The 15,496-nt window shown below is 72.4% G+C and carries 14 protein-coding genes; 7 read left to right on the forward strand and 7 right to left on the reverse strand.

The window, feature by feature from the left end; all coding sequences use genetic code 11:
• The first annotated feature begins 86 nt into the window (after positions 1 to 86).
• Positions 87 to 1,346 carry an epoxide hydrolase family protein gene (locus ABNF97_RS22010; RefSeq protein WP_349339637.1) on the forward strand — a complete coding sequence of 420 codons (1,260 nt, stop codon included), beginning with the start codon at positions 87 to 89 and terminating at the stop codon, positions 1,344 to 1,346.
• 27 nt (positions 1,347 to 1,373) lie between these two features.
• On the opposite strand, the gene ABNF97_RS22015 is transcribed toward ABNF97_RS22010, so the two are convergent.
• Positions 1,374 to 4,163 carry an AfsR/SARP family transcriptional regulator gene (locus ABNF97_RS22015; protein WP_349339638.1) on the reverse strand — a complete coding sequence of 930 codons (2,790 nt, stop codon included), beginning with the start codon at positions 4,161 to 4,163 and terminating at the stop codon, positions 1,374 to 1,376.
• A 310-nt stretch (positions 4,164 to 4,473) separates the two neighbouring features.
• Complete coding sequence (locus tag ABNF97_RS22020; protein WP_130463938.1) at positions 4,474 to 5,292, reverse strand: SAM-dependent methyltransferase; 819 nt, start codon at positions 5,290 to 5,292, stop codon at positions 4,474 to 4,476.
• Between the two features lie 202 nt (positions 5,293 to 5,494).
• On the opposite strand from ABNF97_RS22020, the gene ABNF97_RS22025 reads away from it, so the two are divergent.
• The 4 genes from ABNF97_RS22025 (at position 5,495) to ABNF97_RS22040 (ending at position 9,670) form a co-directional block, all read left to right on the forward strand.
• The gene (locus ABNF97_RS22025; RefSeq protein WP_130463937.1) at positions 5,495 to 6,247 is read left to right on the forward strand and encodes an NUDIX domain-containing protein; all 753 of its coding nucleotides are present in this window, start codon (positions 5,495 to 5,497) and stop codon (positions 6,245 to 6,247) included.
• Between the two features lie 131 nt (positions 6,248 to 6,378).
• On the forward strand, positions 6,379 to 7,356 hold the full coding sequence (locus tag ABNF97_RS22030; protein WP_349339639.1) for a protein kinase family protein: 978 nt from the start codon (positions 6,379 to 6,381) through the stop codon (positions 7,354 to 7,356).
• Positions 7,357 to 7,385: 29 nt separating this feature from the next.
• Complete coding sequence (locus tag ABNF97_RS22035; protein WP_349339640.1) at positions 7,386 to 8,348, forward strand: hypothetical protein; 963 nt, start codon at positions 7,386 to 7,388, stop codon at positions 8,346 to 8,348.
• Positions 8,345 to 9,670 carry an adenylosuccinate synthetase gene (locus tag ABNF97_RS22040; RefSeq protein WP_349339641.1) on the forward strand — a complete coding sequence of 442 codons (1,326 nt, stop codon included), beginning with the start codon at positions 8,345 to 8,347 and terminating at the stop codon, positions 9,668 to 9,670. The genes ABNF97_RS22035 and ABNF97_RS22040 overlap by 4 nt, the downstream gene beginning before the upstream one ends.
• Here ABNF97_RS22040 and yaaA read toward each other — a convergent pair.
• Positions 9,657 to 10,454 carry a peroxide stress protein YaaA gene (gene yaaA / locus ABNF97_RS22045; protein WP_349339642.1) on the reverse strand — a complete coding sequence of 266 codons (798 nt, stop codon included), beginning with the start codon at positions 10,452 to 10,454 and terminating at the stop codon, positions 9,657 to 9,659. The two genes, ABNF97_RS22040 and yaaA, sit on opposite strands and share 14 nt — an antisense overlap.
• An 86-nt stretch (positions 10,455 to 10,540) precedes the next feature.
• Positions 10,541 to 11,200: an FMN-dependent NADH-azoreductase gene (locus tag ABNF97_RS22050; RefSeq protein ID WP_349339643.1), complete on the reverse strand. Its 660-nt coding sequence runs from the start codon at positions 11,198 to 11,200 to the stop codon at positions 10,541 to 10,543.
• Positions 11,201 to 11,355: 155 nt separating this feature from the next.
• Here ABNF97_RS22050 and ABNF97_RS22055 point away from each other — a divergent pair, with 155 nt between their 5' ends.
• Entirely contained in the window at positions 11,356 to 11,919 is a 564-nt protein-coding gene (locus ABNF97_RS22055) for a MarR family winged helix-turn-helix transcriptional regulator (RefSeq protein WP_349339644.1), read from the forward strand.
• Between the two features lie 92 nt (positions 11,920 to 12,011).
• Here ABNF97_RS22055 and ABNF97_RS22060 read toward each other — a convergent pair whose 3' ends face one another.
• The 3 genes from ABNF97_RS22060 to ABNF97_RS22070 all read right to left on the reverse strand — a co-directional run bounded on the left by ABNF97_RS22060 (position 12,012) and on the right by ABNF97_RS22070 (position 13,726).
• A complete protein-coding gene (locus tag ABNF97_RS22060; RefSeq protein WP_130463931.1) occupies positions 12,012 to 12,620 on the reverse strand; it encodes a hypothetical protein in 609 nt (202 codons plus the stop codon).
• Positions 12,620 to 13,138: a SigE family RNA polymerase sigma factor gene (locus ABNF97_RS22065; RefSeq protein WP_130463930.1), complete on the reverse strand. Its 519-nt coding sequence runs from the start codon at positions 13,136 to 13,138 to the stop codon at positions 12,620 to 12,622. Before ABNF97_RS22065 ends, ABNF97_RS22060 begins: the two co-directional genes overlap by 1 nt.
• A 123-nt stretch (positions 13,139 to 13,261) precedes the next feature.
• A complete protein-coding gene (locus ABNF97_RS22070; protein ID WP_165436816.1) occupies positions 13,262 to 13,726 on the reverse strand; it encodes a hypothetical protein in 465 nt (154 codons plus the stop codon).
• A gap of 171 nt (positions 13,727 to 13,897) precedes the next feature.
• On the opposite strand from ABNF97_RS22070, the gene ABNF97_RS22075 reads away from it, so the two are divergent.
• On the forward strand, positions 13,898 to 15,481 hold the full coding sequence (locus ABNF97_RS22075) for a phospholipase D-like domain-containing protein (RefSeq protein WP_130463927.1): 1,584 nt from the start codon (positions 13,898 to 13,900) through the stop codon (positions 15,479 to 15,481).
• Positions 15,482 to 15,496: the final 15 nt, after the last annotated feature.

Genomic DNA, 15,496 nt, shown 5'->3' on the forward strand with positions numbered 1-15,496 from the left:
ACCCGGATCTCCGGACCGGCCCACCCGGCGGCGTCGAGCTGGAATTCCGGCCAGGAACTGACCGCAGTACTGCCTACCGTGGCCCCATGACCAACACCGCACACCATATCCGCCCTTTCCACATCGACATCGCCGAGGAGAAGCTCGACGACCTGCGTGCGAGGCTGGCCAACACGCGCTGGCCGGACGAACTCCCCGGGGTCGGCTGGAGTCGGGGCGTACCGCTGGGGTACCTGCGAGAGCTCGCGGAGTACTGGCGGACGACGTACGACTGGCGGGCACACGAGGCGGCGCTGAACGCGTACCCGCAGTGCGTCAGCGACGTGGACGGGCAGAACCTGCACTTCCTGCACGTACGCTCACCCGAGCCGGACGCCACCCCGCTGGTTCTGCTGCACGGCTGGCCGGGTTCGGTCGTGGATTTCCTCGACGTGATCGGGCCGCTGACCCAGCCGCGTTCCCACGGTGCCGATGTGACCGACGCGTTCCACCTGGTCATACCGTCGTTGCCCGGGTTCGGCTTCTCGACCCCGCTGGCCGGCCCGGGAATGAGTCCGGCCCGGATGGCCGGGGTGATCGCCGAGCTGATGTCCCGACTCGGCTACCAGCAATATGGCGTCCAGGGCTACGACACCGGCGCCTGGGTCGGTCCCGAGCTTGCCCGGCTGCACCCTGACCGGGTGATCGGGCTGCACGTCAACGCCCTGCTCACCTTTCCGGCCGGTGTCGACGGGGAGATGGACGGGCTCACCGAGGTCGAGCAGCGCCGTTGGCAGGCGATGCAGGACTTCAACGACGGGTACCTGCAGTGCAACTCCAAGCGCCCGCAGACGGTGACGTACGCGCTGCACGACTCGCCGGTCGGCCAGCTCGCCTGGATCGTGGAGAAGTTCAAGGAGCTCACCGATCCAGCGGACGGCCTGCCGGAGCAGAGCATCGATCGGGACCGGATGTTGACCGAGGTCAGCCTCTACTGGCTGACCGGCACCGCCGGCTCGGCCGCGCAGGTCTACTACGAGGCGATCTCGGCGGGCGACTGGAGCGCTGTCGACGGGAGCGCCGAGGACGGGAGCGCCGAGGACGGGAGCGCTGTCGACGGGAGCGCCGACGACGCTGCCGACTGGAGCGCCGGCTCCGGCGCCGAGGGCTGGGCAGCACCGGCGCGGGGTACCGTGCCGACCGGAGTCCTGGTCTCCACCCACGATGTCACCATCCGGCGTTGGGCGGAGCGGGACCACCACGTCGTACGCTGGACCGAACTCGACCGGGGCGGGCACTTCCTGGCGATGGAGGCACCGGAGCTACTGGTCGCCGACGTCCGGGAGTTCTTCCGGCAGCTGCGCTGACGGGCGCCTTCCGGCCCGGCGCGGCGGTCACTCCCGGAGCTTGTCGCGCAGGACCGCCGCGTCCGGCGCACCGAGTTCCTCGTAGCCGGCGAGGGCCTGTCGCCACACCGCCCGGGCATCCTGGCGGCGTCCGGCCGCGTGCAGGGCGTCGCCGAGCCGACCCAGGGTGGCGGCCTGGTACCAGCGGTCGCCGAGGTCCCGGTAGATCTCGACGGCCCGCCGGTAGTGCTCGATCGCCGCGCCGTGCCGGCCCAGCCGGCCGTGCGCGGTCGCGGCGGCCTGCAGCGCGCGGGCCTCCCCCCGTCGATGACCGAGCGACCGGAAGATCTCCAGCGACTCGGTGATCACCGGTACCGCCTCGGCGGGTCGCCCGGCGACGGTCAGCGTCCGGGCAATCTGGTACAGCGAGATCGACATGTTTCCGAGCTCGCCGTGCGCCCGTTCCAGCGCGTACGCCTGCCGGCTGCACCGCAGCGAGCGGTGGTGTTCACCGGTGTCCCGGTACGCGGCGCCGAGGTTGCTCAGCACCGTCGCGATGCCCGCCGGGTCGGCCACCTCCCGGAAGATCTCCAGCGCCCGCTGGTGGGTCTGCACCGCCAGCCCGGTCTGTCGAGTCGACCGATAGGCGGTGCCGATCCCGCTGAGCATGTGCGCCTGGCCGATCCGGTCACCGGTCCGCTCGGCCGCGCGCAATCCGGCCCGGTGGGTGCGGATCAGGTCATCCCAGGCGCGGGTCAGGTGCAGGTGGACCCAGGTGGCGTAGGCGAGGCGCCAGCAGAGGTCGTCGAAGCCGCGGACCTGCGCCAGTTCCACGGCGGCGATCAGATTGTGCCGCTCAATCTCGTACCACTCCCGGGCCTGGCGCTCGCCGGAGAAGGTCAGCGGCGTGACGTCCCGGGCCGGTTCCGGCACCGTCACCTCGGATTCACTCGGCTGGAGCAGCGGCCGGGCTTGCAGGGCGCTGCGGGTCAACCAGTCGACGAGCCGGCGCTGGCCGGCGATCCGCAGCTGTGACGTGTCCTGATCGGCGGTGAGTTCGGCGGCGTACGCGTGCAGCAGGTCGTGCACCGCGAACCGCCCCGGGACATGCTCGCTGACCAGGTGCGCGGCGGCGAGTTCGTCGAGCAGGACCCGGTTCTGCGGCTCGGTGGCCCCCACCAGGGTCGCGGCCGCCGGGGCGGACAGCTCTGGTGTGGGGTGCAGGCCGAGTCGCCGGAACAGCCGGGCGGCCGGTGTGCTGAGAGTGCGGTACGACCACGAGAAGACCGCCCGTACGTCGACGGCGGTGTCCGGGACGGCGAACCCGTCCAGCCCGTGCCCGGCGTCCGCGAGTTGCCGGTCCAGTGCCGCGAGTGGAAAGGCGGGACGGGCGGCGGCCCGGGCGGCGACGATGGCCAGCGCCAGCGGTAGTCGGCCGCACGCGTCGACGATCCGGCGCACCGCCTCGGGTTCGGCGTCGACCCGCGCCTGACCGAGCCGGGAGCCGAGCATCTGCCGGGCCTGGTCCGCGGTGAACGGTTCGAGCCGTACCGCCCGGGCTCCCTCCGTCACGATCAGCGCGGACAGCTCGCTGCGGCTGGTGACCAGCACGAGGCACCCGGTTCCGCCGGGCAGCAGCGGCCGGACCTGCTCGGTGTCGCCGGCGTTGTCCAGTACCACCAGCATCCGGCGACCGTCCGTCAGGGACCGGTACAGTCCGGTCTGCCCGTCCAGATCGGCGGGGATCTGCGCGGCGGGCAGCCCGAGCGCGCGCAGGAACAGCGTCAACGCGTGCTGCGGGGTCACCTTCGCCCGGTCGTCGTAGCCGCGCAGGTTCACCCAGAGCTGGCCGTCCGGGAAGTGCTCGGCGATCCGTCGGGACCAGTGCAGCGCCAGCGAGGTCTTCCCGACCCCGGCCGTGCCGATCAGGACCACGACGCCGGGCGCGCCTCCGGGGCGGAGGTCGCGGCGGTCCAGCAGGGTGTGCAGCCGCTCCACCTCGGCGGCCCGGCCGGTGAAGCCGGAGACCTCCGGCGGCAGCTGCCGGGGCACCGGCGGCAGCCGCACCCCGTCGCCGGGTGCGGTCGGGCTGCAGCCGAGCACCTGCGCGTGCAGCCGCTGGAGATCCTCGCCCGGATCGAGTCCGAGTTCCTCGGCCAGGTGCCGGCAACCCTCGTGGTAGGCGTCCAGTGCCTCCGCCCGGCGCCCGCTGCGGTGCAGTGCGGTGACCAGTTGCAGCCACAGCCGCTCCCGCAACCGGTCCCGGGCGGTCAGCCCGCGTAGTTCCTCGACGAGTTCGGCGTGCCGGCCGAGCCGGAGGTCCGCGTCGATCCGCCGCTCCAGCGTGCGGAGTCGCTGTTCACACAGGCCGGGGACGCTTTCCCGGTGCAGCAGTTCGGAGGGTACGTCGGAGAGCGCGTCACCGCGCCACTGTCGCAGCGCCGCGCGCAGCGCGGTCGACTCACCCTCCAGATCGGACCGCTGGGCCGCCCGGTCGGCTGCCAGCAACCAGTGCCGGAACCGCCCGAGGTCCACCACATCGGTGCCGACCTCGATCAGGTAGCCGTCGGAACCGGTGGCGATCAGCGGTGGCAGGCCTGCCTTGTCGAACAGCGCGCGCAGTCGGGTGACGTGCAGCTGTGCGGTCCGCCGGGGGTTGTCCGGCTGCGCGGTGTCCCAGATCGCCTCGGTCAGCCGTCCAACCGAGACGAGTCGGCCCGGTTCGAGCAGCAGCGTCGCCAGCAACACCCGGCACTTCGGCGACCGGACCGGCACCGACCGGCCCGCCACCCGCACGTCGATGGGCCCGAGCAGCCCGAATTCCACCCCGTTGGTCATCGCCCTCTCCGCCCCCGTGTCTTTCGTAGGTTGACACAGCGGCCGGCAACAGAAAATACGCAGCCTGAAGTACACATACAGGGCCGCGGAGAGAAAGGGTATCGATTTCCCGACGCGATAATGATCAATTGTTTGACCCATTGCGGATCAAGTTCTCGCGGCCGCTACACCCGGCCAGCGCATCCACCTCGCCCCGGGCACCTACCGTGGCTCGTTCGTGACGCAGCGGCCCGGCACCGCCGCCGTGACCGCTGCCTGATCTGCATTCCGACCGTTCCGCCGCCGAGCGGTGATGCCCGTCATCCCGTGGTCAAAGCCGCGTGGTCGTCGGTGCCAGCTTCCGGGCGACCCCGGCGGCGACCTTGAGCATGGTCGGCGGGGACTTCTCGTCCGGCCACCAGTCCTGGATGTCGACGACGCCGGGCGGGAGCAACTCGAAGCCGTCGAAGAACCGCTCGATGTCATCCCGGCGCCGGAACGTCATCGGCGCGGGGGAGTTCACCGAGATCTCCTCCAGCTTCGCCCTGGCCGCCGGGTCGCTGCCGTCGAGGCAGAACTGCGAGATGCAGACGTAGCTGCCCGGGGCCAGTCGGTCGCGGAACCGCGCGATCAGCGTCGCCGGATCCTCGGCGTCGGTGACCAGGTGAAACAGGCCGATGAAGAGCAGCAGCACCGGTTCATCGAAGTTGATCAGCCGCTGTACCTGCGGGTCGTCGAGGAGCGCGTCCGGCCGGCGGACGTCGGCCTGGATCGAGGCCACGTTCTCGTCGGTGGCCAGCAGGGCCCGGTTGTGGATGAAGACGATCGGGTCGCTGTCCACATAGATCACCCGGGCGTCCGGGATGATGGCTCGGGCGGTCTCGTGCACGTTCGGCGCGGTGGGAATGCCGGCGCCGACGTCGAGGAACTGCCTGATGCCGGCGTTGGCGCACATCTGGGTGACCCGGAGCAGGAATTTCCGCTGTGCCTTCCCGAGGGCGGGCAGATCCGGGGCGAGTGCGATGACCTGCCTGGCCGCCTCCCGGTCCACCGCGAAGTTGTCCTTGCCGCCGAGCACGTAGTCGTAGGCGCGGGCGTGACTCATCTGCGAGGTGTCGATCCCGGACGAGATCGGGTCCTGATCGGTCACGGGCGCTCCCGGGTTCTGGGGGTTCGAGGACTGCGAACGGCGAGCAGGAGTAGTGCGGGTGGCGGGCCGATCCTAGCCAATCCGTCCGGTCGAGTCGCCCCGCGGATGGCCATGGGAAAGGGGGTTGAACCGGCGACCGCCGCGCGGTACCTTCTTCTCGAAGTGAGAAAGACTCAGTCTGAGAATAACTTGGGGGGCGACGATGCGCGCGGAGTCCACGTTCCTGGCCGGCTACGACCCGACGGCGTTTCCCCCGGTCGCGGTCACCGTCGACATCGTGGTGCTGACCATCCGGGACGGTGCGCTGCACGTGCTGCTCGTCGAGCGGGCCGAACACCCCTACCGAGGGCGGTTGGCCCTGCCGGGCGGGTTCGTCCGGGACGAGACGCTGGCCGAGGCGGCCCGCCGCGAGCTGGCCGAGGAGACCGGGTTGCGCCCCGGCGAGGCGGCCCTGGCCAGGGTCCACCTCGAACAGTTGCGCACCTACGGCGACCCGGGGCGAGACCCGCGGATGCGGGTGATGTCAGTGGCATACCTCGGGTTCGCGCCGAGCCTGCCGGACCCCCTGGCCGGCGGCGATGCCGCCAGCGCCGCGTGGCGGCCCGTCGACGACGTTCGGGACCTGGCCTTCGACCACGACATCGTGCTCGCCGACGGACTGGAACGGGCCCGCGCCAAGCTGGAGTACACCCCGCTGGGCACGGCGTTTCTCGGGCCGGAGTTCACGATCGGGGAGCTGCGCGCCGTCTACACCGCGGTCTGGGGCGAGCCGCTGCACCCCGGCAACTTCCACCGCAAGGTGCTGTCGGTGCCCGGCTTCGTGGAGAGCACCGGCGGGACGACCAGCCGGGGCGGCGAGCGGGGCGGGCCACGGGCCCGGCTCTACCGGGCCGGCGACGCCACGCTGCTGCATCCGGCCCTGCTCCGGCCCACTCGGGAGGAGCAGGTCCGGTGAAACAGCCGCACGGTTCCGCAGCGGGGCGCCGACCCGACCGGGCGGCACCGCCGGGCCGCGACGGCGGCTGCCGGCACACCCGGCCTGGTCGGCGGAGCAGCCCCGCAAGCCGGCCGGAAGGGGAGGGCGGGATGGACTTCGACGAGGCGGTCGCCCTGGTCGAGCGGGCGCGAACCCCGGCCGAGATATTCGTCGACGGCGCGACGACGTACCGCGGATTGGTCAAGATCCTGCACCCCGACGTCGCGCCGGCCGGACGCACCGCGACCGCGACGGCGGCCCTGGCCCGGCTCGGCGCACTCTGGGCCGCGACCAACCTGGTCATCCGGACCCGGCGCCACCGCTGGGCCGTCGGCGCCGACTTCGCCAGCGGCGACATCGGCACCCTCCGGGAGGTCACCGACGGGCCGCTGCGCGGCCTGCTGAAACTGCCCCGCGACCCGGCCGACGGCGACCTGGCACGCGCCGAGATCGACGCCCTCGACCGGCTCTGCCGCCGTGGCGAACACCGGTTCCGGCCCTACGCCCCGGAACTGCTGGACACCGTCAGTCACGAGGACCCGGCGACCGGGATCCGGCGCACCGGGCCGGTGCTGGAACGGCTGAACGGGTTCGTCAGCCTCGCCGAGGTGGCCCGCCGGTACCCCGGCGGGGTCGACCCGCGGGACGCCGCCTGGATGTGGCGCCGGCTGCTCGTCGGGCTCGGCTGGGCACACCGGGCCGGTCTCGTGCACGGCGCGGTACTCCCCGAGCACGTCCTGATCCACCCTGCCGAGCACGGCCTCGCCCTGGTCGACTGGTGCTACTCCGTACCGCCCGGCCAGCGGATACCCGCGCTCGTCGCCCGGCACCGCGACGCCTATCCGCCCGAGGTGCCCGGCCGCCGGCCCGCCACCCCGGCCACCGACATCTACGCCGCCGCCGAGCTGATGGCCCGGCTGATCGGCCCGCGGCTGCCGCCCGCGCTGCGCCGGTTCGCCGACGGCTGCCGCCTGGAGCGCCCGACGATGCGCCCCGACGACGCCTGGCGGCTCCTCGCCGAACTCGACGACCTGCTGTACGACCTCTACGGCCCCCGCCGATTCCGACCGTTCGCCATGCCGGCCTGACCCGTCAGGCCCGACCGAAGGGACACACCATGGGGAGTGGACGCTGGTCCACCGACGTGTACTCGGCCGCCGCGAGCTACCGCGCGGCCACCGGGGCGAGTCCGTTCGCCTACAGCGACGGCGGTGCCCGCACCGCGCATCCCGACCTCAGCCCCTACCGGGTGACCGCCCGGGAGAGCCGGGACAGCGACGAACACCCGCACTCGACCCCGATCGCCGTGCTCTTCGACGTCACCGGGTCGATGCGCAACGTGCCCCGGGTACTCCAGGCGAAGCTGCCGCAACTGCTGGGGCTGCTGCGGCGCAAGGGTTACGCCCAGGATCCGCAGATCCTGTTCGGGGCGGTCGGCGACGCCACCTGTGACCGGGTGCCGTTGCAGATCGGCCAGTTCGAGTCGGACAACCGGATGGACGACCAACTGGCCAACATCGTCCTGGAGGGCGGCGGCGGCGGTCAGCAGACCGAGTCGTACGAGCTGGCGATGTACTTCATGGCCCGGCACACCGAGCTGGACAGCGTACGCGGGCGCGGCCGGACCGGCTATCTCTTCCTGATCGGCGACGAGATGCCGTACGACCGGGTCAAGCCGGCGGAGGTCCGCCGGGTGATCGGGGACCAGCTCACCGAGCCGATCGCGGTCACCGAGATCGTCCGCGAGCTGCGGCGCAGCTTCGAGACCTACTACATCCTGCCGGGCGGGTCCAACTACGCCGGCGACCCCCGCACCCTGAACGCCTGGCGGAAGCTGCTCGGCCAGAACGTCCTGGAACTCGACGACCTCGACGCGGTCTGCGAGACCATCGCGCTCACCGTCGGGCTCGGCGAGCAGGCCATCGACCTCGACGCCGGGCTGCGGGATCTCGACGAGGTCGGCTCGGCGGTCGGCGCCAGCGTCGGCCGGGCGCTGGCCACGATCCGCCGCGACCCGGTCGACAGCTCGGTCGCGCTGACCGGCCTCGACCACGGCACCGGCGGGAACCTCCGGCTGTGAACCACACCGTCGTCGTCGACCTCGGCTACGGGGACGCGGGCAAGGGCAGCACGGTGGATTGGCTCTGCGCGCGGGCACCGGTCACCGCGGTGATCCGGTTCAACGGGGGCGCGCAGGCCGCGCACAACGTGGTGGCGCCGGACGGGCGGCACCACACCTTCGCCCAGTTCGGCTCCGGCACGCTGCGCGGCGTGCCCACCCACCTGTCGCGGTTCGTCGTGGTCGACCCGCTGGCCCTGGCGGCCGAGGCGGCGGCGCTGGCCCGGTCGGGGGTACCGGATCCGTTCGGGCTGCTGACCGTCGACGGCGACGCGCTGCTGGCCACCCCGTGGCACCGCGCCGCGAACCAGCTCCGGGAGCTGCGGCGCGGCGCCGACCGGCACGGTTCGTGCGGGGTCGGGGTCGGCGAAACCATCCGGTACGCCCAACAGCACCCCGACGCCCCACGGGCGGCGGACGCCGGTGACCCGGTACGCCTGCGCCGGCGGCTCACCCGGCTGCGCGACCGGCTCACCGACGAACTCGGTCCGCTCGACGCCGCGCCGGGCGGGGCTCCGCCGGTCGACGACGTACTGGCGGCATTCCGGGCGTTCGGCGAGGCGGTCGAGGTGGTGGACGGGATTGCCGTCCGGCGGCGGCTGCTGCGCGACGGGCCGTGCGTCTTCGAGGGCGCCCAGGGGGTGCTGTTGGACGAGTGGCGGGGCTGGCACCCGTACACCACCTGGTCGACCACGACCTTCGACAACGCGGCGACGCTGCTGGCCGAGGCGGAACGGTCGGCGCTGCGGCTCGGCGTGGTACGGACGTACACCACCCGGCACGGGGCGGGGCCGTTCGTCACCGAGGATCCGACGCTGCGCCTGCCGGAGCCGCACAACGGCACGGGACCCTGGCAGGGCCCGTTCCGGGTCGGGCACTTCGACGCGGTCGCGCACCGGTACGCCGTCCAGGTCTGCGGCGGGGTCGACGCGCTGGCCGTCACCCACGCCGACGCGCCGGACCGGGAGCCGGCGCTGCGGGTCTGTACCGGTTACGAGGTGGACCGGGCGCCGCTGTTCCGGCTGGTTCCCGGGCCGGCGCGGAATCTGGCCCACCAGGCCGAGCTGACCGCCCTGCTGCGGCGGGCCCGGCCGGCGGTGCTGTTCCGGCCGGACGACTGGCCGACGACGATCGGTGCGCTGCTCGACCTGCCGGTCCTGGTGACCTCGTACGGTCCGCGGGCCACCGACAGGTCTCCCGGTCCGGGGCGGGCTGCCCGGTCGCCGTCGCCCGGCGGGCGGCTCCGCGGCCGGAAGGTCCCGGCCGGCGTCACAGCTCGGTGACCACCAGGTCGAGCTGGCGGGGGCGGCCAACGGCCACCGACCGCTCCTCGACGGTGTACTTCAGGTCGCACAGCGCCTCGACCAACCTGCCGGTGGACCGGGGCGCCGCGCCGGCCAGCAGCAGGTCGCGGACCAGGCGACCCTTGCTGGCCTTGTTGAAGTGGCTCACCACGGACCGCCGCACCTCGCCGCCGACCACCTGCTCGTGCAGCACCCGGACCGTCACGGTGCGCTCGGCCAGCCGGCCGGTGGGCCGCCACGTCGCCGCGTATCCGCTGGAGCGGAGGTCGAGCACCGGCCCGCCGCCGGCCGCCTCGGTGAGCACCGGGTCGAGCAGCCCGCGCCAGTACGCGGCCAGCCCGCCCACCCCGGGCAGGTTCACCCCGATCGCGCAGCGGTACGCCGGGATCCGGTCGTCCGTCCGGAGCACCCCCCAGAGCCCGGAGAGGACGAGTACGGAGCGCCGGGCCCGGGCCCGGGCCGGACCGGGCAGGGTAACCAGGCCGAGCGCGTCGTAGAGCACCCCGGTGTAGACCTTGGCGGCCGGCTGGGCCGGGGCGGTACGCAGCCGGGCGTTGCGGTCCACCTCCTCGTCCTGCCCGGGGCTGAGCCCGAGCACCTCCCGCGCCCGGTCCCGGTCCGGGACGGAGCAGAGCGTGACGAGCGCGTCGAGGACGCGTTCCCGGCCGGGAGCGAGCGCCGGCTGGCTCAGCGCGTCCGGGTCGACCGGCCGACCGGAGCGGGGCGCGGTCTTCCCCTCGGAGGGAGGCAGCAGGATCAGCACGACCAGCAAGCCTACGCAGCGGGCCGCGGTACGCGTACGGGGCGGGCCGGACGGCCGCCCCGGACGCGTACCGGTCGGCGCGGCAGTCAGGCCACCTTGTCGAGGGCGTGCTGGGCCAGCAGTTCGCCGTGCTTGTCGGCCGAGGCGTGGCCCGCTTCGAGGTGCTGCCGGGCCAGGTCACGCAGCGGCTCCATCGCCGGGATGACCTCGGCCAGGGTCAGCTCGACCTCGCAGAGATGCAGGTCCAGCCCGAGCAGGTCGCCGAAGATGCGGCGGTAGTACGGCGTGGCGTGGTCCCAGCCCTCCCGGGGCGTACCCGGGCCGTAGCCGCCGCCCCGGGTGATGATCAGTGCCGCCGGGCGGCCGCGCAGCGGCGACTCCTGGCCCGGAGCGAGCCGTCGGTCGGTGAGCAGCAGGTCGACCCAGGACTTGACGTGCTGGGAGACGCCGTAGTTGTAGAGCGGCACGGCGAGCAGGTATGCGTCGGCCGCGACGAGTTCGTCGACGTAGGTCGAGGCGAGGCCGACGGCCCGGGCCTGGGCCTCGGTGCGTTCGTCTGCCGGGACGAATCCGGCGGTCACCGCCGCGGGCCAGGCGTCGACCGGGACCGGCGAGGCGAACAGGTCGCGTCGGACGACCAGCCCGGACGGGTGGGTACGGGTCCACGCCGCTTCGGCGGTGTCGGCGACGGCCCGGCTGACGGACTGCTCGCCGCGGATGCTGGCGTCGAGTCGGAAGAGGCTCACTCTTACCTCCGAGAGAAGTTCTGCGATCGCGACCAAACTAATCGCAGACCAGCGACACAACAGCACAACTGTGACTTATATTATCTCCTGAAAAATATTTCGGTCTCACAGAACATCTCAGGAGCGATGATCTTTCCGGCGGGTATGCTGGTCAGGTGCCCGACGCCGCAGCTCCCGCACCATCCGCCGCCAGTCCCGGGGACGGCAGCGGACGGCTCGCGGCGGAGTTGCTCAAGGACGACTTCGCCTGGGCGCTCGGGGTGATCATGCGGCGCTACCTCCGTGCGGCAGAGGAGGTCGTCAAGGACGTGCCGGGCGGCCCCCGGGGCTACCAGGTCGTCGCCTCGGCGAGCCAGAACCTGGCCACCAACCAGGGGGCGATGGCCGCCCAGCTGGGCATCGACCGGACGGTCCTCACCTACCTGATCGACGACCTGGAGGACGCCGGACTCGTCTCCCGGCAACCCGACCCGGCCGACCGGCGCAGCCGCCGGGTGGTCGCGACCGACGCCGGAAAGGCGCTCTGGCAGGAGCGGCAGGCAGCCCTGGCCGGTGCCGAAGCCGAGATCCTCCGCGTACTCGGCAAAGACGAGTCGGCCTTCAAGGAGCTCCTGCAACGCGTCGCGATCCACGCGGACCGGCTCGACCCCATGTACAACGCCTGCCAGGTGGTCGAGGAACTGAACGAGCGGGACACCCGAAGCCGCCGTCGGCGCTGAGATCGACGGCCCGATCCGATCCGACCGGCGCCGGTCGTCACGGTCCGCATCGTGACCGTCACATCGACTTTCGTCAGATCGTGCTGGTCCAGCTAACCCATCTCGCAGAACGGTGGGTTGCCGGTAGTGATCCCCAGGTCCTCGCAGCGGTATCCGCTGCCCTGGCTGTGGTACCGCCAGCCCGTGCCGGCCCTGTACTGGAACAGGTAGATGCCGTCGCCGACGGTCGGACCCTCCGGGCTGGCCGTCGCCCAGTTCCGCCAGCACTGCACGCGTGAGGGAACGAAATGCCAGTCCTTCGGCAGGTCGGCGAGCCTCTCCAGGGCCTTCGCGGAGGGGCAGTCCGGATATCGAGGCCGATTACTGGTACGGGTGGACGGGTCCGGCGACGGTGACTGCGGTGTCCTGCTGGGGGCCGCGGGAGTCGGTGCGACGCTGGGCGCCGCCGAGGTCGGACCGACGCTCGGTGACGGTGCCTGGGTCGCCACCGGGGCCGGCGGATTCGGCCGGTTGGCGGTGGCGAGGGCGACCGCACCACCGATGGCGAACACCGCCACCCCGGCCGTGGCGGCCGTGGCGACCCGGGCGCGTCGTTGCACCTGCCGGGACCGGTGCAGGGACCGCTCGTACATGTCGGCGCTGCCACCGTGCTCGGCCAGATCGGACATGGCCTGACGCAGCGGCCCGAGGTTGTCGGTCATCAGGCTTCCTCCATTACGGCCGAAAGCAGTTCGGGCGCCATCTCCCGGATGCGGGCCAGCGCCTTGCTGGTCTGGCTCTTGATCGTGCCGACCGAGCACTGCAGCAGGTCCGCGGCCTCGGCCTCGCTGCGATCCTCGAAGAAGCGCAGCACCAGCACCGCACGTTGCCGCCGGGTGAGCCGGTCGAGGGCCTGATGCAGGGCGAGCTTGAGATCGGTACGGCGGGCGTGGTCACTGCCCGGCTGAATCACGTCGGTGAGGTCGCCGGGGAGGGACTCGGCCACCTTGCGGCGTCGCCACCAGCTCACGTGCTGGTGGTACATGGCCGTACGGGTGTAGGCCTCGAAATGGCCGGGGTCATCCAGCCGATGTCGGCCCCGATGGGTACGGGCCAGCGCATCCTGCACCAGGTCCTCGGCGAGGTGGCGGTCACCGGTCAGCAGGAACGCCGTCCGCAGCAGCGCGGGCGACCGGGTCCGAACAAACTCGCAAAAAAGGTCGTCTATGGAGTTGGACATCCTCGGCTCCTGCTCCCGATGCGCCGAATTTCGCCCAGGCGGCGGCGATGTCGGCACCTCCGGCTGCCCGTGCCGTACACCGTAGGCGGTGCGGACCATCGCGCTCCCCCTCGGTCGCCGAGCTCAGGGGTACTGGCAGAACGGCGCATCCTCGTGGATGCCGAGGTCCCGGCAGTGGTAACCGCTGCCCTCGCTGTGGAACCGCCAGCCCGTGCCGGCCTCGTACCGGAAGAGGTAGACGCCGTCGCCGACGCTCGGACCCTCGGGGTCGGCCGTCGCCCAACCCTTCCAGCACTCCACACTCGACGGGACGAAGTGCCAGCCCTTCGGCAGGTCCACGAGCCGCTCGAGGGTCTTGGCCGAGGGGCACTTCCCGGCCCCGGCTCCGGCCGGCGACTCGGTGCCGGCGGGGCGCGCCGAGGCGGGAGCACGCTCCGCCGGAGCAGCCGAGGCCGGAGCTGCCACGGCGGAGGCGGGAGCCGCCGGGGGCGGGGTAGTCGAGATTGGAGCGGAAGCCGACGTCGAACCGCAGGCGGTGAGCCCGAGGGCGATGGCGGCGACGGGCAGCAGACCGTGACGTGCGGACATTTTCGAGCTCCCTGATGGTGATGGTGTTTGCTTACATCCGGGTACATGCGATCCGAGCCCCGCAGGTTGCCGCCGGCCGAGAAAATTCTCGATGACTCGTCGAGACGGTGCGGGATGCACGGAGGCGGCGTCCGTCCTACCGTGGGGTGATCGCCTACCGGAAGGTGCCGTGTGCCTGCTCAGGGCTGGTTTCTCACCGAGGCGGAGCGGGACAACCCCGACTCCGCCCTCCCCGTCTGGACCGAGGGCAACCTGGTCCAGCCGCTGATCCACGGTGCCACCTACTTCGACCGGCTCGTCACCGAGGTCGAGGCTCTCGACGAGGGTGACCACCTCTTCTTCACCGACTGGCGGGGCGATCCGGACGAGCGGCTGCGGGAGGGCGGTCCCACCATCGCCGAGCTGCTCTGCGCCGCCGCCCGGCGCGGCGTGGTCGTCAAGGGGCTGATCTGGCGCTCCCACCTCGACCGGTTCGCCTACAGCCACGAGGAGAACCGGAATCTCGGCGAGGCGGTCGAGGCGGCCGGTGGCGAGGTACTGCTCGACCATCGGGTCAGGCGTGGCGGCTCGCATCACCAGAAGCTGGTCGTACTCCGGCATCCGGCCGAGCCGGAGCGGGACGTCGCGTTCGTCGGCGGCATCGACCTGTGCCACAGCCGGCGCGACGACGCCGAGCATCGCGGCGACCCGCAGGCGGTGCGGATGGCCGGGGCGTACGGCGACCGTCCGCCCTGGCACGACGTGCAGCTCGCGCTGCGCGGCCCGGTCGTCGGCGCGCTCGACCTCACCTTCCGGGAGCGCTGGACCGACCCGGCGCCGCTGGACCAGCACGGGCCGGTCAGCACCGTACGCGACAGGCTGCGCGGCGCGGACCTGCATGCCGACCGGCTACCGCCGCAGCCGCCCGACCCGCCGCCCTGCGGCCCGCACCGGGTCCAGGTGCTCCGGACCTATCCGGCGATGCGCCCGGCCTACGAGTTCGCGAGGCTCGGCGAGCAGACCGTCGCCCGGGGCTACACCAAGGCGATCAAGCGGGCCCGCCGGCTGGTCTACCTGGAGGACCAGTACCTCTGGTCCCGGGAGGTGGCGAAGCTCTTCGCCGACGCGCTGCGCGACAACCCCGACCTGCACCTCGTCGCCGTCGTGCCCCGGCATCCGGACGTGGACGGCCGGCTCGCGCTGCCGCCCAACCAGGTCGGCCGGGAGCAGGCCATCGCGCTCTGCCGGGAGGCCGCCGCGGACCGGGTGCACGTGTACGACGTGGAGAACCACGCCGGCACTCCCGTCTACGTGCACGCCAAGGTCTGCGTGGTGGACGACGTCTGGTGCAGCGTCGGCAGCGACAACTTCAACCGGCGGTCCTGGACCCACGACAGCGAGCTCTCCTGCGCCGTTCTCGACGACACTCGGGACGAGCGGGAGCCCCGCGACCCGGCCGGCCTCGGCGACGGCGCCCGGCGTTTCCCACGTGACCTGCGGCTGGCTCTGCTCCGCGAGCACCTGGACCGGGCGTCCGGTGACGACCGGGATCTGCTCGACCCCGACTCGGCGATCCGCGCCATCGACGCCGCCGCGAACGCGCTGCGGGACTGGCACGCGGGTGGTCGGCACGGTTCCCGGCCGCCGGGCCGGCTGGTTCCGCACGAAACCAGCCGGCTACCGTGGCATCAGCGGCTCTGGGCCGTCCCGGCGTACCGGCTGGTCTACGACCCGGACGGGCGAGCCTGGCGGGACCGCCGCGCCGGCAACTGGTAGACCAGACCATGCCCG

Source organism: Plantactinospora sp. B6F1, from assembly GCF_040120695.1.
Classification (GTDB): Bacteria; Actinomycetota; Actinomycetes; order Mycobacteriales; family Micromonosporaceae; genus Plantactinospora.